We start from the raw sequence: 19,090 nt of genomic DNA, 5'->3' as shown, positions 1-19,090 counted from the left end.
TCGAGGGCTGTTGCGTGCCGCAGCGCGGACGAATCGATCAGCTAGTCGCTCCAACTCCGAATTGATCACTTCGGAGGAGCAACTCCACCTCGTGATCGCTGAGGGCGTCCAGTTCATCCTGGAGGGTTGCGCTCAGTGCATCGGCTTCTTCGATGGCGACTTGCAAGGCAGCTGCGAAAGTCTTGACTGTCGGTCGCGCCAACAATGCCGATGCCGGCAGATCAACGCCCCAGGTCCCGTTGACTTCGAGGACCAGCCGGGCGCCGGACAAGGAGTCGCCCCCGATGGCGAGGAAATTGGCATCGAATTCAATCGCGGGTTGCACCAGGACTTGTGCAAACAAGGCGGCGATCTGCGATTCCAGGGGAGTCAAAGGCACTTCGGCCTGCAAGTCGGGGAGGAGTGCCGCGACCTGATGCTGGAGGCTTCGCCGCTGGACCTTGCCGCCTGCGCCTTGCGGGATGCGATCGATCACGTGGATGCACGCCGGTATCTTGAAGACCGCAATGACCCCGAAAAGAGCCGAGCGAAGAGCCTGTCCGTCCACGGTGCAGTCACGAGAGGGCACGACAGCGGCATGGACGTTTTCGCCCAACGTTGGATGCGCCACCGGATAGGCCACCGCTTGCGCGACACCCGGCAGGCACGCGAGCGCTTGCTCGATCTCGAAGGGCGAGATTTCCTCGCCGCCTCGATTGATCATCTCCGTGCTGCGCCCGGTCAGGAACAAATAGCCGTCATGGTCGAACCAGCCAAGGTCGCCGGTGTCGAACCACCCGTCCCGAAAGGCGCCCGCGTTCAGATCGGGCGCATCTTCATAGCCGCCGAACACCGAAGGTCCACGTACCATCACCGCACCGGCCTGGCCCACTGGTAGCGCATCCCCCTTGGCATCGGTCACGCGCAGATCCGCACCAACAGGCCGGCCGACCGAACCTGCCTTTCGAGCCTCGGGCGGCAACGGGTTGCACGCCACTTGCCCGGCTGTTTCGGTGATGCCGTAGCCTTGAATGACCGGAACATCCCACAGCGCCTCCATTCGACACTGCAACGTCTCGGAAAGCGGCGACGATGCCGAACGGATCATGCGCAAGTGGTGCGGCGGCATGCCGGTGCCAAGGCGCGACACGAGGTCGATGACGACCTGGTGAACCATGGGCGAAGCGGTGAACCACGTGGGACGGAATTCGATGACCCAGCCCAGGAACTCGGAGGGCTCGAAACCGGGCACGCACACGACCGTCGAGCCGGCAGCAAGGGGCGCGAGCAATCCCACGATCAAGCCCTGGCTGTGGAACGCAGGCATCACCAAGAGGCCACGGTCATCTGGGCAAAGCCGGAGGTGACGCGCAGTTTGTCGCGCGGACTGCACGAGTTGCCCTTGCAGGATCGGCACGCGCTTGGACTTCCTGGTCGTCCCCGAAGTCATCAGGACCAGGGCTGTATCGGATGGCCCCGGCACGGATGCGAGCGGTCCGACGATGCCCTCGGCGGAGTCCTCCAGCCGCTGCCTGGCGTCGAAGATCAGGGACGTCAGTCCGGCCGCTTGCGCCAACCGGGCTGGCACTGTGTCGCCCGGCAATCCAAGGACAGCATCGACGCGGGCGTCTGCGAGCAAAGCCAGCAGTTCAGGCTCGCTTAGTCCCGTGTTCAGCGGAATGCAAACGGCTGAGCATGCAACCACCAGGCACGACATGGCCAGGTCAAGACCTGCAGGCATGAGCACGGCAATGCGAGCGTCAGGCGCAAGTCCTCTGGAAGCCAGCCAGGGTCGCGCCGCTCGAACCATGGAGAACAATTGGCCATAGCCAACCGGCTGCGCCCCCGGCGCCACCAAGGCAATTGCCGCAGGCCTCTCGCTGGCATGGTGTGCGAGCAACTGCTCAAGGGTTGAAGCTTTGAATTCGGGCAAGACATCCCTTTCGGCACCGCCACAAGCTCGACGGTCCATAGGCGACTTCAGCACAGCCCACGGGATTCCAGACCCCTTCGGGTCGGGCGTCGGCCACGAGTGCCTTTCAGTATATGGACCGGAAAAAGCCAGGGCGTAGGAATTTGGCTAAAGCTCTTTGGGTCTCCCTGGGAGCTGATCCACATGATCGAGAAGGGCCAGATCCTGAAAGTCAGATCTCGCCCGCAGCAACGAAGTCTTGCCCGCTGGCCTTGTGGGCAGCAGCGGAAGCGTGGCTGGTCCACAGGCCTATGCCGGCAGCACGTCAAGATTGCCCGATCCCGGAAGGGCGTGCATGCTGTTCTCAATTCGCGCGGAATAAGAATGGCTGAACACGGTGCTGACCGACGTCCAGTCGCACCGGGCTTCCGCTGGCGTCAGTGTGAGGATGAGAAAGCCGCGCCTGCTCGTCTCGGCGTAGCGCAGGTCCTTCACCATCTTCATGAACCCGTCAGCCAGGACAGTCTCCGAGATCAGCGGCAGCAGTCGCTCGAAGCCTGGCGAACTGATCGAGCTGGTCGCGAACTCGACGCCGACACGCTGCCCGCCAGCATCGGTGAGGTTACTGGCCCATGCATTGTGGGTGTCTCCCGCCAGTGAGACGAGGTTCTTGCCCGATGAGCGGGCGGATGCCAGCACGGTCTCGCGCGCTGCCGGATAGCCGTCCCATGCGTCGAGGTTGTAGGGGACGCGGCGCTGGGCCAGCAGGGCGCGCTGGTCGTCATCGCGCAAGGGCTCGGGCGTGGATTGCGCCAGCACGAATTTGCCTAGCGTCTCCGGTGTGAACGAAGTGGCGACGCTCAATGGAATCTCCATGCGGGCCATCAGCACCTGTTGCCCAAGCACTTGCCAAGTCGATGCGGAGGCGGACATTCGTGCCGTCAGCCAATCCGATTGTTCAACACCAAGGAGTTGACGCGACGGGTTGGCAGCGCCGCCTGCGAGATAGGAGTCCAGCGTCACTTGCGGCTCGCGGCCGATGATCCGCGTGTCCAGCATGTGCAGTGACGCAAGGGTTCCGAAATCGAAGGAACGATAGATCTTCTGCGGATTGCCCGGATCCGGCAGCCGTATGGGCAGCCACTCGCGCCAAGCCTGCATGGCGGCCGCTTTTCGAACGTCCCAACTGCCCTCGGTGTCCGGATCGTGGTTCGCGGCGCCGCCGGACCATGCGTTGTTGGCGAAGTCATGATCGTCCCACACCGCGAACACTGGGGTCTTCGAATGCAGTGCGATCAGGTCCGGATCGGCGCGATTCTGCGCATGACGCCGGCGATAGTCGGCGAGCGACAGGATTTCATGGGTCGGCTGCGATTCACGATCGATCGCGATCGCCAGTTGCGATGCGTAGCCTAGCGGCCCGTACTCGTAGATGTAGTCGCCCAAATGCAGGAAAGCATCGAGATCCGCGTGCTTGGCCAGTTCGGCGCAAGCATTGAAGTAGCCTGCCGGGAAATTGGAGCACGACACCACTCCGAGCCGGACCTGCGCCACGCTCCCAACCGGCAGCGTCTTGGTGCGTCCGGTGGGGGAGGGGTCCGATCCGAAGTAGAAACGGTAGTAGTAGACGCTGGCCGCCAGCAGGCCGGTGGCATCTACCTTGACCGTGTAGTCCTGGTCGGGGCCGGTGCTGGCCGTGCCGCGTGAAACGATGGCGCCAAAGTTCGCATCGCTTGCGAGCTCCCAGGATACGTTCAGTGCGCCCGGACTGGCCACTGTGACGCGCGTCCAAAGGATGACACGGTCTGACATTGGGTCGCCACTCCCGACGCCGTGTTGAAACACCGTTGTTGGTTGGACGGGGGGCGGGCCTGCGTTTGTGCCAGTTCCGGCGCCGATGATTCCGCCGAACCCACCACCGCCGCTGCTGCCACCACCGCCGCCGCAACCAGTGACGCTGACGCCCGCGCCAACAGACATGGCGTAGAGGATCGCGCCTCGAATGAAGGCGCGTCGAGACGGTATTGGCGCCATTTGGGGCGAATCTTCGTTGGTGTTGTCAGGCCCGTCGTTTTCGCGCATCTCTCGCTCCTTGTCCCACTACGCGGCGGCCGCATCGCGGACGTTCCGGACTCGGCGGGTGGCGGCATTTGAGTCCGCCCGGACCCGGTGCGAGCGTAGGCCGACAACCGTAGGCTCGGTGGTCAATCACTTACATCGATACACACTTCGCTGTCTGAAAAGACGGCGTTGACGAAAGCATCGCTCGCGTCGATCGTCGATGACCCGGGTGGCGAACGGAGGACCTACAACGCTCAAGGACGCTCTGAGGCGGATCGAGGCAACGCTGGAAGAGACGCACACGTTGCATGCTGCGCACTCGTTCGACGTTTTCGCATTGCAATGTCCGATATTGGCGCTCTCTATTTCACGCCACCGTTGCTTCGGTACTTGCAGGAGATCGCGTCACACCCTGCGCGTCGCCCGGCCCGGCGCCTGGATTCGTCGCTTTCGACGATGCACCGGGTCACCCGCGCGCCTACCATGATCGACATGAATGCCATGAGTGAAGCTCGGTTCCTGACCACGCTCGATGATCGCTACAACATCGAGGAAGGCCGGATTTATCTCAACGGGATGCAGGCGCTGCTGCGGCTGCTGATCGACCAGCGACGCGCCGACGTGCGCCGCGGCCTGAACACCGCCGGCTACGTGTCGGGCTATCCGGGGTCGCCGGTGGGCGGCGTCGACGACGTGATGCTCGACAACCGCGAGCAGCTCGACCGGCACCACATCGTTTTCCAGCCCGGCCTCAACGAGGAACTCGCGGCGACGGCGGTGTTCGGTACCCAGACGCTGCATGCCGTGCCGGGCGCGAGATACGATGGCGTGTTCGGCCTGTGGTATGGGAAGTCGCCTGGCGTCGAGCGCGCAGCCGACACCTTCCACCACGCCAATTTCCGCGGTGTCGGCAAGAACGGCGGCGTGCTCGTCGTCGCCGGTGACGACCCGCATGCACGCTCGACGATCTATCCGAGCGACACCAACCTGCTGATGGCCGGCTGCTACATGCCTGTCCTCGCCCCGGGCAACATCCAGGAAGCGCTGGACCTCGGCCTGCACGGCTACGCGATGTCGCGCGCATCGGGGCTGTGGGTCGGCTTCAAGTTCATCACCGATGTGGCCGACAGTTGCGCGAGCGTCGAGGTCGGCCCCGAGCGCGTCAAGCCGGTGCTGCCCAAGGTCGATCTCGACGGCACGGCCATGACGCCGGCCCTCCGCCTCAACGAGGCCGGCCCGCCGCTGCTCGAAGCCGAACGCCGCATCTACTACGGCCAGTTGGAGATCGCGCGCGAGTACGCGAGGCTGAACGGGCTGAACCGGATCGCGGTGGATTCGCCCAGGGCGCGCATCGGCATCCTCACCGGCGGCAAGACCTACTACGACGTGCGCCAGGCCTTGTCGAACCTGGGGCTCGACGACGCGGCGCTACAGGCGATGGGCGTGCGCATCCTGACCATGGGGCTGCTGTACCCGGTCGAGCCGACGATCGTGCGCGAGTTCGCGCAAGGGCTCGAGGAGATCCTCGTGGTCGAAGACAAGCGACCGATGCTGGAGACCGCACTCAAAGACCTGCTCTACGCGCTGCCCGACCGTCCTGTCGTGGTCGGCAAGCAGGACGAGACCGGCGCCAACCTGCTGACCGCGCACGGCGAGCTCTCGGCCGATGCGATCGCGCCAGCCCTCGAAAAGCGCCTGGCCCGGTTCGGGTTGCCGCCGCGCCTGAAACCGGTGGCAGCCGCTGCGCGCGCGGTCGTGCCGGTGCTCGCGCTGCCGGGGCGCACGCCCTACTTCTGCTCGGGCTGCCCGCACAACCGCAGCCTGAAGGTTCCGGAGGGCTCGGTCGTCGGCGCGGGCATCGGCTGCCACGTGATGGCGCTGTGGATGGGCCCGGTCTACGGCGAGGTGTCCGGCTACACGCAGATGGGCGGCGAGGGCGCGCAGTGGGTGGGCGTCGCGCCGTTCACCGAGACGCGCCACTTCTTCCAGAACCTGGGCGACGGCACCTTCCATCACTCGGGCAGCCTTGCGATCCGCTTTGCGGTCGCGGCCGGCGCGAACATCACCTACAAGCTGCTCTACAACAAGACGGTCGCGATGACCGGAGGGCAGGACGTGACCGGTGCACTGAGCGTTGCCGAGATCGTCAGCCTGCTGTACGCGGAGCGCGTCAAGAAAGTCATCGTCACCACCGACGAGCTCGAGCGCTACCCTGGCAGGAAGGTCAACGGCGCCGAAGTCTGGCACCGCGACCGGCTGGTCGAGGCCGAGGCGCAACTCGCCGCCATCGAAGGCGTGACGGTGCTGATCAACGACCAGCAGTGCGCGGCCGAGAAGCGCCGCCTGCGCAAGCGCGGCAAGCTCGCGTACAAGCCGAAGGCGGCATTCATCAACGAGCGCGTCTGCGAAGGCTGCGGCGACTGCGGCCGCAAGTCGAACTGCCTGAGCGTGCAGCCGGTGGCCACCGAGTTCGGCCGCACGACGCAGATCCACCAGTCGTCGTGCAACCAGGACTTCTCCTGCCTGAACGGCGACTGCCCGTCGTTCCTGACGATCGAGACCGTCGACGGCGCGCCGCCGAAGACCGTGAAGAAGGCGGCGATACCGTTCCCCGAGGATGTGGTGCTGCCGGACCCGGTGCCGACGGTGCAGGGCCCGCGCTACGCGGCCGGGCTGATCGGGATCGGCGGCACCGGCGTGGTGACCGTGAACCAGATCCTCGGCACGGCGGCGTTCATGGACGGCAAGCAGGTGCAGACCTACGACCACACGGGTTCGAGCCAGAAGGCCGGCCCGGTGGTGTCGCACCTGAAAATCCACGCGCCCGGCGAGGCGCCGGCACCGACCGTCTCGAACGGCGCGGCGGACCTGTACCTCGCCTTCGACGCGCTCGGCGCGGTGAACCCCGTCAACCTCGCGATGGCATCGCCCGAGCGCACCGTGGCGGTCGTCTCGACGACGCCGGTGCCGACCGGCGAGATGGTGTCGAACGTCACGCGCAGCTATCCGGCGCAAGCCGAGCTCGCACGGCGCATCAATGCCGTCTCGCGCGAGGACCGCAATGTGTTCCTCGACGCCCAGTCGCTCGCCGAAGCGCTGCTCGGCGATCACATGGCCAACAACCTCCTGATGGTCGGCGTCGCCTTCCAGCTCGGCGCGATTCCGATCAGCGCCGCAGCGATCGAGGCCGCCATCCGCCTGAACGGCACCGCCGTGCAATCCAACCTCGATGCGTTCCGCTGGGGCCGCCTGCAGGTGGCCGATCCGGACCAGGTCGAGCGCGCATTGGCCCGCCGCAACGCGCCGGCGCCGCGAGTCGTGTCTCCGCGTGTGGCGGAGATCGTTGCCGCGACCGGCGCACGCGGCGAGCTCGAGCGGCTGCTCACGCTGCGCGTGCAGGAGCTCATCGAGTACCAGGACGAGGGGTATGCGAAGCGCTATGCCGACCATGTCGCCAAGGTGCTGAAGCGCAGCGGCGAGTCCGGCGATCGGCTGGCGCTGGCGGTCGCGCGCAACCTCTACAAGCTGATGGCGTACAAGGATGAATACGAGGTCGCGCGCTTGCACCTGCTCGCCGAAAGCGAGGTGGCGCTGGCGCGCGGATTCGGCACCCAGGTGAAGGTCTACTGGCACTTCCAGCCGACCTTCCTGCGCGCGCTCGGCGTGCAGCGCAAGCTGAAACTCGGCCGCTGGTTCCGGCCGGCGCTCGCGCTGCTGCGATCGGCGAAGCGCTTGCGGGGGACGCCGCTCGACCTGCTGGGCCGCACGCATGTGCGTCGCATCGAGCGCGAACTGGCGGATTACTACATGGCGCAGATCGATGCGGCGCTGGCGCGCCAAGGCGCTTCATACGACGTCGTGGTCGAACTCGCCGAAGCGCCGGACATGGTTCGAGGCTACGAGGACGTGAAGCTCGAGAGCCTGGCCACTCGCTACCTTCCGCACGCAAGGATGCTGCAGAAGCGCTTGGGAATCGAAGTCCCGATGGGCGGTGCCCTCGCGACAATGGAAGTCGAGCAGCCGGCCGCCGCGCAGCAGATCAAGCCGGCTTGAGCGCGGATTTCCGAAACACCGACGGTTCGCTGCGGGTTCGTCGAACGGACACTTCGACAAAGTCAGACTGAACCGGTGGCTCTCAAGGTCGGTCTTGCCGCCATGAAGGCATCGAGAAGGCGCGCCTCTTCCTCGCGCGCCTTCGCATGCGACTGCGCCTTCACATGCCCATATCCCCGGATGGCAAGCGTGGAGCTCGCTAGCTCGACGGCGGCGCCGTGGTTGTGCGGCGCCAGCTCGGCGACGATTGTCTGCAGCAGCTTCTCGTAGTGCCCGATCGACTCGCGCTCGCCGCGCCGTTCGGCGGTGTGGCCGAAGACGTCGAACGCCGTGCCGCGCAGGAACTTCAGCTTCGCGAGACCCCTGAAAACCGGCAGCATCCACGCCCCGTACTGGCGCTTGACGAGCTGCCCGGTGTGCGGGTCGCGCCTGGAGAACAGCGGCGGCGCAAGGTGGAAGCGCAGCTTCGCGGTCCCCTCGAACTGCTGCGCGATCCCGGCGTGGAAAGCCGGGTCGGCATGCAGCCGCGCGACCTCATACTCGTCCTTGTAGGCCATGAGCCGGTACAGCGCCTGCGCGGCCGCGTCGGTCAGGCCCGACTGGCCCGGCGCGACACGGGCTTCGACGGCGCGCAGTGGATCGATCGCCGCGATGAAGCGCTGCGCATAGGCCGCGTCCTGGTACTCGCGCAGCCGCCGCGCGCGGTCTGCCACGAGCGCCTCGCCGGCCAGCGCTTTCGGCACCGGCGGCACGTAGGCGTTGTCGCGCAACAGCGTCGCGATCGCTGCGGGGTCGTGCGCCCAGAGGCGTCCGAGGCGTATCGCGTTCAGGTTGAAGTCGACCTGCACGCCGTTCAGCTGCACCGCGCGCTCCAGCGCGTCGAGCGTCAGCGGCAGCCAGCCCTTCTGCAGTGCGGCACCGACCATGAAGAAGTTGGCTGCGATCGCGTCGCCGCACAGCGCGAGCGCGATGCCGGTCGCATCGACATACAAGGCGTGGCCCGGGCCGACGCGGCCCGCGATCTTGCGCGTAATGAGGCCGGTGTCGATCTTCTCGTCGGGATTGAAGTTCAACGTCGCCATCGGCTGCACGCGGTCGTTGCCGAGCAGGCGGGTCTCGGCCGACAAGGTGCGGAAGGCCTCGTCGGACACCGCCGCGATCATGTCGAACGCGACGACGAGCAGCGCCTCGCCCAGCCCCACTGTCTGCGTCGGAATCGGCCCGGTGCCGGCAGCGATCCGCAGGTGGCTCAGCACCGCGCCGTTCTTCTGCGACATGCCGGTCATGTCGTAGACCGACGCCTGCAGTCCCTGCACATGGGCGGCCATCGCGAGCACCGCGCCGACCGTCACGACGCCGGTGCCGCCGATGCCGGCGAGCATGATGCCCGCCCCCATCGCGGGCAGCGGCGGCGTCATTGGCGCGGGCAGGGCGTCGAACAGCTGTTCATCGACTGCAACCCGCGCGCGCTTGCGCATCTGAACGCCTTCGACCGTGACGAACGAAGGGCAGAAGCCCTGTGTGCAGCTGTAGTCCTTGTTGCAGCTCGACTGGTTGATGCGGCGCTTGCGGCCGAGCGGCGTTTCGAGCGGCTCGATCGACACGCAACCCGATTTCACCGAGCAGTCGCCGCAACCTTCGCAGACCGCGTCGTTGATGACGATGCGCACCGGCGGGTCGTCCATCAGCTTGCGCTTGCGGCGACGCCGCTTCTCCGCGGCGCAGGTCTGGTCGTAGATGATGACGGTGCAGCCCGGCACCTCGCGCAGCTCGCGCTGCACGCGGTCGAGCTCGGTGCGCGGCAGCACCGGCACTTGCGCCGGCAGCGAGCCGGCCGGATGCTTCGAAGTGTCGTCGGTGACGAGCACGACATGCTGCACGCCTTCGGCCAGCACCTGCTGCGCGATCATCGACGGCGACAGCGGCCCTTCGAACGGCTGGCCGCCGGTCATCGCAACCGCATCGTTGAAAAGGATCTTGTAGGTGATGTTCGCACCGGCGGCGATCGCCTGGCGGATCGCGAGCAGTCCCGAGTGGTAGTAGGTGCCGTCTCCGATGTTCTGGAATATGTGGCGGCGCCGGGTGAAGTGCTGCAGGGCCGCCCAGCTCGTGCCTTCGGCGCCCATCTGCGTGCCCATCATCGTGGTGCCCGGCTTGGCCCACATCGCCATGCCGTGGCAGCCGATGCCCGACATCGCGAGGCTGCCTTCAGGCACATTGGTCGAAGTGTTGTGCGGGCAGCCAGAGCAAAAGAACGGCAGCCGCCTTGGCGAGGCATCGGTCACCGACAGCAGCACGCGGCGCACCGACTTCACCGCCGCCAGGCGTTCGTGCAGCCCGGTATCGGCCAGGCCGTTGCGCACGAGCCGCGCGGTGATGGCCTGCGCGAGCTCGAGCGGTTCGATCAGCGTGTCCGACGGCAGCAGGGGCGCGCCGTCCTCGTCGCCCTTGCCGACGATGCGGGGTCGCTGCGCCTGGTTGTAGAAGAGCGCGGCCGCCTGCGGCTCCATGAACGCCGACTTCTCTTCGACGAAGAACAGCTCCTCGCAGCCCTGCGCGAATTCGCGCAGTCCTTCGGGCTCGAGCGGCCAGATCATGCCGACCTTGTAGACATCGATGCCGAGCTGCGCGGCGCGTGCGCTGTCGATGCCGAGGTAGCGCAAGGCGTGCAGCACGTCGCCGTAGGCCTTGCCTGCTGTGACGAGGCCGAGTCGCGGCTGCGCGACGCCGAACTCGGCGCGGTCGACGCGGTTCGCGCGCCAGAAGCGCTGCGCGAGCGGGATGCGCCACCGCTTGTGGATGATCTCGTCGCGCGCCGGCGCGAAGACGCCCCGGTAGTACAGACCCTCGGGCGGGAGCTCGCCCTTGTCGGGCGTCGCGATCTGCAGGCCCTCGTCGCCCGGCACCGTCGCGGTCTGCTCCATCGATTCGTTGACGACCTTGAACGCGGTCCAGCAGCCGGCATAGCGCGACATCGCCCAGCCAAGCAGGCCGAAGCGCACGTATTCGCCGACGTTGGACGGAAAGATCACCGGCATCTGGTGCCCGACCATCGCCTGCTCGCTGTGGCTCACCACCGTCGACGACTTGCCCGGATGGTCGTCGCCGAGCAGCACCAGCACGCCGCCCTTCGGATGCCCGCCGGTGTAGTTGCCGTGCTTCAGCGCGTCGCCCGAACGGTCTACGCCCGGGCCCTTGCCGTACCACATCGCGAACACGCCGTCGACGGTGGCTTCCTTCATCGCGTCGAGTTGCTGCGTGCCCCAGACCGCGGTCGCGGCGAGCTCCTCGTTGATGCCCGGCTGGAAGACGATCCGGCGGTCCTTGAGCCACTTCGCCGCGTCCCACATCGCGTGGTCGACATTGCCGAGCGGCGAGCCGCGATAGCCGCTGATGAAGCCCGCCGTGTTCAGCCCCGCCGCGGCGTCGCGCCGGCTTTGCGTGAGCAGCAGCCGCACCAGCGCCTGCGGGCCGCTGATGAGGCTCGGCTTGCCCGTGTCCGCAAACTTGTCATCGAGCGAAACGTCGCGCAGATCCATGTGAATGCCAATCCTGGGAAGGCCTCGATGCTGTCACGCGCACCCCCTGCCTGAATCGTCGGAACCGACGATTCAGGCGCCCGTACCGTGTGACAGCATCGTCTTCACGTCATAAGGAGAGCTGAATGTCAGGGCCTCTTGCAGGTTTGAGAGTGGTCGAAATGGCGGGCATCGGCCCCGGACCTTTCGCGGCGATGCTGCTCGCCGACATGGGCGCCGAAGTCGTGCGCATCATGCGGCCGGGCGCCGCCAACGGCGTCGAAGCGCGCTTCGACGTGCTGGCGCGCGGCCGGCGTGCGCTGGTGCTCGACTTGCGCCAGCCCAAGTCGGTCGAGACCGTGCTGCAGCTCGTCGAGCGCGCCGACGTCCTGCTCGAAGGCTACCGCCCCGGCGTGATGGAGCGTCTCGGCCTCGGCCCGGAGGTCTGCCACCTGCGCAACAAGCGCCTCGTCTATGGCCGCATGACCGGTTGGGGCCAGACCGGCCCGTTGTCGCACGCGGCCGGCCACGACATCAACTACATCGCGCTCAGCGGCGCACTGCACGCGGTCGGCCGCTCGGGTGAAGGGCCGGTCGTACCTCTGAACTTCATCGGCGATTTCGGCGGCGGCGGCATGCTGCTCGCGTTCGGCGTGATCTGCGCAGTGCACGAAGCGCGCGCATCGGGCAAGGGCCAGGTCGTCGATGCGGCGATGACCGACGGCTCCGCACTGCTGTCGGCCTGCTTCTATGGCCTGAAGGCCGCGGGGCAGTGGAGCTCTCTGCGTGGCGAGAACCTGCTCGACGGCGGCGCGCACTTCTACGACACCTACATCTGCGCCGACGGCCGCCACGTCTCGGTCGGTGCGCTCGAACCGCAGTTCTACGCCAAGCTGCGCGACATCTGCGGCATCGATGATCCGCTGTTCGACCAGCAGATGGACCAGCGCCTGTGGCCGATGCTGACGAACCGCATGGCCGACATCTTCAAGACCCGCACCCGCGACGAGTGGTGCGCAGTGCTCGAAGGCACCGACGCCTGCTTCGCCCCGGTGCTCGACTGGGACGAGGCGCCCGGCCACCACCATAACCAGGCACGCCAGGCCTTCGTCACGATCGACGGCGTCGTGCAGCCCGCACCGGCGCCGCGCTTCAGCCGCACCGCGCCGGATCAGCCGGCCGCACCGTCGGCGCCCGAGCGCGACCCGAGCCCCTTCCTGCGCGCCTGGGGCGTCGACGGCGACACGATCGCCAGGCTGCACAAGCCCGCCACCGTCTGATGCGTAGCCACCGAACACAAGCAACCATGCCAATCGACTTTCAACCCGCCTGGATCGATGAAACCCTCGCGATGTACCAAGACACCGTCGTGCGTTTCGTCGAGACAGAAATGCTTCCGCAAGACGAGGCGGCCCGCAAGCAGGGCCATGTCGGCCACGCGCTGTGGCGGCGGGCCGGCGAATTGGGCTTGCTGTGCTCCGACATCCCCGAGCAATACGGTGGTGGCGGCGGCGACTTCCGCCACGAGTCGGTGTTCTACGACGCGATGTCGCGCCGCGGCTTGACGGGGATGAGTCCGTCGGTCCACTCGATCGTCGCGCACTACCTGCTCAACCACGGCACCGAAGCGCAGAAGCAGCGATTCCTGCCGCGCATGGCGCGCGGCGAGATCGTCGGCGCGATCGCGATGTCGGAGCCCGGCGCCGGCTCCGACCTGCAAGGTGTGCGCACGCGCGCGCTGCGGCAGGGCGACAACTACTTGATCAACGGCTCCAAGACATTCATCACCAACGGGTATCTCGCGGGCATCGTGCTGGTTGTCGCCAAGACCGACCCGTCGCAAGGCGCGCGCGGTACCTCGATCCTGATTGTCGAGCCGAAAGAGGTCGAGGGCTTTCGCGTCGGGCGCGTGCTCGACAAGATCGGCCTGAAGGCGCAGGACACCTCCGAGCTCTTCTTCGACGATGTGACCGTGCCCGCCGACAACCTGCTGGGTGGCGCCGAAGGCCAGGGGTTCTTCCAGCTGATGTCCGACCTGCCGTACGAGCGCACCATCATCGGCGTGATCGCCGCGGCGGCCATGGAAGGTGCCTACCAGGCCACGCTCGACTACACGCGCCAGCGCTCGGCCTTCGGCACTCCGATCGCCGAGTTTCAGAACACCAAGTTCAAGCTGGCGGAGATCGCCACCATTTGCAAGGTGGCGCGCACCTTCGTCGATCGCTGCGTGATGGACCTCGTCGCGGGCAAGCTCGACACGGTGACCGCCTCGATGGTCAAGCTGTGGTCGTCGGAGCAGCAGGCGAAGGTGGTCGACGAATGCCTGCAGCTGCACGGCGGCTACGGCTTCATGAACGAATACCTGATCGGCCGCATGTACGTCGATGCGCGCATCCAGCGCATCTACGGCGGCACCAACGAAATCATGAAGCACGTGATCGCGCGGGCGATGTGAGCGTGGCCTTCGAACACCTGCAAATCGACAACGAGGGCGCCGTCGCCTGGGTGACGCTGAACGCGATCGAGTGCGCGCCGGCCCTTCGACAGGCACGGGGCGAACGGATCGACGACACGAGACTCCCATGCCAGAACTCCGTTCCTCCCGCGTGACTCAAGGCCGAGACAACACGCTGGCCCGCATGCTGTGGCGGGCCACCGGCATGACCGATGGCGATTTCCGCAAGCCGATCGTCGCGGTCGCCAATTCGTTCACGCAGTTCGTGCCTGGCCACGTGCACCTGAAGGACATGGGCCAGCTCGTCGCACGCGAGATCGAGGCGGCCGGCGGCGTCGCCAAGGAGTTCAACACGATCGCGGTCGACGACGGCATCGCGATGGGCCACGACGGCATGCTGTACTCGCTGCCCTCGCGCGACCTGATCGCCGATTCGATCGAGTACATGGTCAACGGCCACTGCGCCGACGCGCTGGTCTGCATCTCCAACTGCGACAAGATCACGCCGGGCATGTTGATGGCCGCGATGCGGCTGGACATTCCGACCGTGTTCGTCTCGGGCGGCCCGATGGAGTCGGGCAAGGTGCAGCGCGATGGTCGATCGATCAAGATCGACGGTGTGACGGCGCTGGTGGCCGCGGGCGACCCGACCGTCTCGGAGGGCGCGGTGATGGAGCTCGAACGCGCCGCGTGCCCGACTTGCGGCTCGTGCTCGGGCATGTACACCGCGAACTCGATGAACTGCCTGACCGAGGCGCTCGGCCTGGCGCTGCCCGGCAACGGCACGATGCTGGCGACGCACGCCGATCGCAAGGAGCTGTTCCTCACGGCGGGCCGTCTCGTCGTCGACCTGTGCCGCCGCTACTACTTCGAGAACGACGCCGGGGTGCTACCGCGCGGCATCGCCACCCGCGCCGCGTTCGAAAACGCGATGCGGCTCGACGTCGCGATGGGTGGCTCGACCAACACCGTGCTGCACCTGCTGGCCGCGGCGCACGAAGGCGAGGTCGACTTCACATTGGCCGACATCGACCGCATCTCGCGCGCGACGCCTCACCTTTCGAAGCTGGCGCCGGCCACGGCGCTGTGGCATGTCGAAGACGTGCACCGCGCCGGCGGCATCATGGGCCTGCTCGGCGAGCTCGACCGCTTGGGGCTGCTCGACCCCCGCGCACGCACCGTGCACGCCGAGACGCTGGCCGATGCGCTGGCGCGCTGGGACATCCGCCGCACGCCGAGCGAGCACGTGAAGACCTTCTATTCGGCTGCGCCGGGCGGCGTGCCGACGCAGACGGCGTTCTCGCAGGATGAGCGCTGGCCATCGCTCGACATCGATCGCGCCAGGGGCTGCGTTCGCGACCGCGAACATGCCTATTCGCAGGATGGCGGCCTCGCGGTGCTGTACGGCAACATCGCGCCGGCCGGCTGCGTCATCAAGACCGCGGGCGTCGACGAATCGGTCCTGCAATTCACCGGCCGCGCGATCGTCTTCGAGAGCGAGGGCGCGGCCGCCAAGGGCATCGGCGCCGGCCTCGTCGAGCCGGGCCACGTCGTCGTCATACGCTACGAAGGACCGCGCGGCGGGCCGGGCATGCAGGAGATGCTCAAGCCCACCAGCCTGCTGAAGGCTGTCGGCCTGGACCGCAGCTGCGCGCTGATCACCGACGGACGCTTCTCGGGCGGCAGCGCCGGGCTGTCGATCGGGCACATCTCGCCCGAGGCGGCGTCCGGAGGCCTGATCGGGCTGGTGCAGGACGGCGACGAGATCCGCATCGACATTCCCGGGCGCCAGATCAGGCTCTGCCTGGGCGACGAGGTCCTCGACGCGCGGCGCGCCGCGATGGAAGGCCGCGGCGCCAACGCATGGAAGCCGCCGCCGCGCCAGCGCAAGGTGTCGACGGCGCTGAAGGCGTATGCGCTCCTGGCGACGTCGGCCGACAAGGGTGCGGTGCGCGACGTCGCCCGGCTGGAGTAATGGATGGGTCGATGCCGTCGGCGCCCACGTGCGTATCGAGCAACGCCCCAACGCCGGGGCCGCCACCTTGACCAGCGACGATGTCGAGGAACGGGCTCCGGCAAGCCGCAGCGCGCGGCCGGGCCACTCGCCTGCACCTGCTTTCTTACGGAATCAGGCCGATGCGGCGCGCCAGAGCCACCGCCTGGGTCCGGCTGTGCGAATCGAGCTTCGTGTTGATGTTGCGCAGGTGCGTGCGGATCGTACTGTCCGAGACGAACAGCTTCTCGGCCATCGCGCTGTTGGAATAGCCTTCGCCGAGCAGATGCAGCACGCGAATCTCCCCGCGCGTCATCGGCTCGAGCAGCAGCGCCGAGGTCGACGGGAGCGCCGCCGGCGGGGCCGGCATGACGGGCCCGAGCGCGACCGCAAGCTGCTTCACGTAGTCGGCGAAGACCGGGTCCGGCGTCGGACCCGACCCCGCCGCAAGACTGGCGTCGAACGCGTGCACTGCCGGCCTCACGATGTCGCCTTCGTCGAGCACCAGCCGGACGAAGCCCTCGACGCAGGCCTCGCTCAACATGCTCGACAGTGCGGCCAGCGCGGCCGGCTGCCTGTCGGCCCGGTACAGCGCCACCGCGTGCAGCAGCTGCAGTTTCAGCACGCGCCTGCGCCTCCCCTCGGCCTGCGCGGCTTGCGCAGCCTTGGCCAGGCGTTCGGCGGCGGCCTGCGGGTCGCCGGCGTGCACCTCCCAGCGCAGCCGTGCGATCTCCAGCGTCGCCAGGTCGTTGGCCATGAAGCGCTGGCGGGCAACGCGTTCCCACAGCCGGGGGTCCTCGCTGCGGTCGAGCACGTCGCGGGCCGCGCGGTGGTGCCCTTGCACCAGCAGCACGCGCGAGCGCTCGAGCCGTGCCAAGGCCACGACGCGCGGTAGCTGGCCCTTGTGGCCGACATACTCGAGCTCGGTGAGCAGTTGCACCGACTGGTCGACGTCGCCGCGACAGAACGCGATGCGCGACAGCGTGCCGTAACCCATCGCGATCAGGTCGGGCAGGCCGACATCGCGCGCCAGCGGCAAATAGACCTGCAGCAGGTGCGCGGCCTGGTCGAGCTGGCCGTTCTCGTACAACGCGACGGCGTACGGCACGCCGGCCCAGGCGTTGCCGCCGGTCTGCGTGCCGCTGCGGCCGCGGGTGCCACTCACCGCGAGGTGAAAGCGCGCCGTCGCCTGGCGCAGCCGCCCCTCCTGCAGGTCGAGGATGCCCTCGGCCGACTCCGAATACATCAGGTTGAATTCGCTCGCGTTCGTGCCCTGGCCGCGGCGCGCCGCGTCGATCAGGCGTCGCGCCTCCTCGTATTCGCCCATCACGGAAGCGATGTTGGCCATCGCGTTGGCGAGCACGTTGTCGGCGAATGGCACCGCGGTGGGCAGGTGGCGCAAGCTCTCGCGGCCGACCGCATAGGCCTCTTCGTAGCGGTCCAGCATCGCGAGCAGGATGGGCCGCAAGGCGCGCACCTGCGGCACGACCTCGGGCTCGGTCGACGCGGCCAGGTCGCTGCGCTCGAGCATTTCCATCGCCTCGACCGCGCCGCGCGTGAAGCAGACCGACCAGATGCGGATCAGCTGCAGCGCCGGCTGCGCGGTCAGGACCTCGGGCGCGAGTGCGTCCAGCCAGCGCGCCAGGAGCCGCATGCGGCCCTGGGCAAGCAGCGCAGGCGCGTGGGCCTTGAGCAGGAGCACCGCCTGGGCGGTGTCCTTGCCCTCGATCGCGTGGTCGATCGCCGGCACCGGCCGGCGCTGGGCCACGTACCAGGCGGACGCGGCCGCATGCAGGCGCCGGACCTCGCCGGGTGCCTCGCGCGCCAGCTGGTCCTGCAGGAAGCGCGCGAACAGGCTGTGGTAGCGGTAGAGCGTGCCCGGCGCGCCGATCGGGATCAGCAGCACGTCGGCGCCTTCGAGTTCGTGCAGGATCCGTGCGCTGTTCACGCCCGGCAGCAGCGCGTCGCAGAGCGAGGCCTCGAGGTGCTTCAGCACGCTGGTTCGCAGCAGGAAGTCGCGCACCTGCGGCGCCTGGCGCGCCAGCACATCTTCGGCAAGGTACTCCGCCACCGACTGCTCGGTGCCCGAGAAGCGCGCGATGAACTCGCCCGCTGACCCGCTGCGTTCGAGCGCCACCGCCGCCAGCCACACGGCCGCCACCCAGCCCTCGGTCTTGCTGTGCAGGCGCGACAAGTCCTCGAAGTCGAGCGGCGCAGCGCGGCGCGCTGCGATGAACCGCGCCGTCTCGTCGAGGCTGAAGCGCAGCCGCGCGGCATCGACCTCCAGCAGCTGGCCACGCGCGCGCAGGCGGCCGAGCCGCAGGTCGGGCATGGCGCGCGAGCCGACGATGAGCCGGCCCTGCGGCGCGAGGTTCTCGATCAGCTCGCGCAGCAGCGCGACGACGCCGGGATCCTGCACCGCCTCGAAGTCATCGAGAAAGAGCGCGAAGGGCTTGTCGTGCCGGGCCAACCGCGCGATGACGCGCAGCGCGACGTCGCCCACCGTGCGGGCTTCCCGTGCGCGCGGCTCTTCGTCGTCGTCGCCCTCGGCAATCCTGCGGGCGGCCGCTTCGAGCCCCGCCAGGAAGCGCGACGCATCGTTGTCCGCGCGGTCCACGGTGAGCCATGCGGTGGCCACCGACATCGCGTTCAGCCGTTCCATGCACTGCAGCATCACGGTGCTCTTGCCGAAGCCGGCCGGCGCACGCAACAGCACGAGCTTGGCGCCCGATGCCGCGCACACCGCGTCGACGACCGCCTGCCGCACGATCTGCCCCTGGCGCGCCGTCGGCGGTGTCAGCTTGGCATGCAGCAGCCGTTCCTCGGGAATCTTCTGGGCCATGGCGGGTGTCAGGCCCCGCTAAAGCGCGGCGGCCTTTTCGCGAAGCAGCCGTCACCCCCGCGGCAGTCGACAGGCAGGGCGCATCGGCCGAACGCCATGCAAGCAATGCCGCCGCAGCTGTCGAACAGGAAGGCAGTGCCAGGGGACGGGGCAGGTACTTTGTGCATGGCGGTCGATTATTCATCGCGGGCGATGCCAATCGCAGAGGCGCTCGGGCGTAACCCTGTCAGGGTAAACCGCTTGCGCGCACACTGGATCGTCGCTTCCGACGATGCCC

General features: G+C 67.6%; 8 protein-coding genes. 4 read left to right on the top strand and 4 right to left on the bottom strand.

Annotated elements, in window-relative coordinates; translation table 11 throughout:
• Nucleotides 1–37: 37 nt before the first annotated feature.
• Nucleotides 38–1,951 carry a non-ribosomal peptide synthetase gene (locus WKW80_RS29390; protein ID WP_340367132.1) on the bottom strand — a complete coding sequence of 638 codons (1,914 nt, stop codon included), beginning with the start codon at nt 1,949–1,951 and terminating at the stop codon, nt 38–40.
• Between the two features lie 249 nt (nt 1,952–2,200).
• The gene (locus WKW80_RS29385; RefSeq protein ID WP_340367131.1) at nt 2,201–3,973 is read right to left on the bottom strand and encodes an alkaline phosphatase D family protein; all 1,773 of its coding nucleotides are present in this window, start codon (nt 3,971–3,973) and stop codon (nt 2,201–2,203) included.
• A gap of 480 nt (nt 3,974–4,453) precedes the next feature.
• Here WKW80_RS29385 and WKW80_RS29380 point away from each other — a divergent pair, with 480 nt between their 5' ends.
• Nucleotides 4,454–8,005: an indolepyruvate ferredoxin oxidoreductase family protein gene (locus tag WKW80_RS29380; RefSeq protein WP_340367130.1), complete on the top strand. Its 3,552-nt coding sequence runs from the start codon at nt 4,454–4,456 to the stop codon at nt 8,003–8,005.
• Between the two features lie 62 nt (nt 8,006–8,067).
• Here the strand turns inward: WKW80_RS29380 and WKW80_RS29375 are convergent, their stop codons facing one another.
• A complete protein-coding gene (locus WKW80_RS29375; protein WP_340367129.1) occupies nt 8,068–11,544 on the bottom strand; it encodes an indolepyruvate ferredoxin oxidoreductase family protein in 3,477 nt (1,158 codons plus the stop codon).
• A 125-nt stretch (nt 11,545–11,669) separates the two neighbouring features.
• On the opposite strand from WKW80_RS29375, the gene WKW80_RS29370 reads away from it, so the two are divergent.
• The 3 genes from WKW80_RS29370 to ilvD all read left to right on the top strand — a co-directional run bounded on the left by WKW80_RS29370 (nt 11,670) and on the right by ilvD (nt 15,953).
• On the top strand, nt 11,670–12,803 hold the full coding sequence (locus tag WKW80_RS29370) for a CaiB/BaiF CoA transferase family protein (RefSeq protein WP_340367128.1): 1,134 nt from the start codon (nt 11,670–11,672) through the stop codon (nt 12,801–12,803).
• Nucleotides 12,804–12,829: 26 nt separating this feature from the next.
• Nucleotides 12,830–13,978 carry an acyl-CoA dehydrogenase family protein gene (locus WKW80_RS29365; RefSeq protein WP_340367127.1) on the top strand — a complete coding sequence of 383 codons (1,149 nt, stop codon included), beginning with the start codon at nt 12,830–12,832 and terminating at the stop codon, nt 13,976–13,978.
• A 127-nt stretch (nt 13,979–14,105) separates the two neighbouring features.
• On the top strand, nt 14,106–15,953 hold the full coding sequence (gene ilvD, locus WKW80_RS29360) for a dihydroxy-acid dehydratase (RefSeq protein ID WP_340367126.1): 1,848 nt from the start codon (nt 14,106–14,108) through the stop codon (nt 15,951–15,953).
• A 145-nt stretch (nt 15,954–16,098) separates the two neighbouring features.
• Here ilvD and WKW80_RS29355 read toward each other — a convergent pair whose 3' ends face one another.
• The gene (locus WKW80_RS29355; protein WP_340367125.1) at nt 16,099–18,813 is read right to left on the bottom strand and encodes a winged helix-turn-helix domain-containing protein; all 2,715 of its coding nucleotides are present in this window, start codon (nt 18,811–18,813) and stop codon (nt 16,099–16,101) included.
• Nucleotides 18,814–19,090: the final 277 nt, after the last annotated feature.

The sequence above is a fragment of the Variovorax humicola genome, assembly GCF_037889915.1.
GTDB lineage: Bacteria > Pseudomonadota > Gammaproteobacteria > Burkholderiales > Burkholderiaceae_C > Variovorax > Variovorax humicola.
The sequence above is the reverse complement of the archived record's forward strand: the minus strand, read 5'-3'. Positions and strand labels throughout refer to the sequence as shown.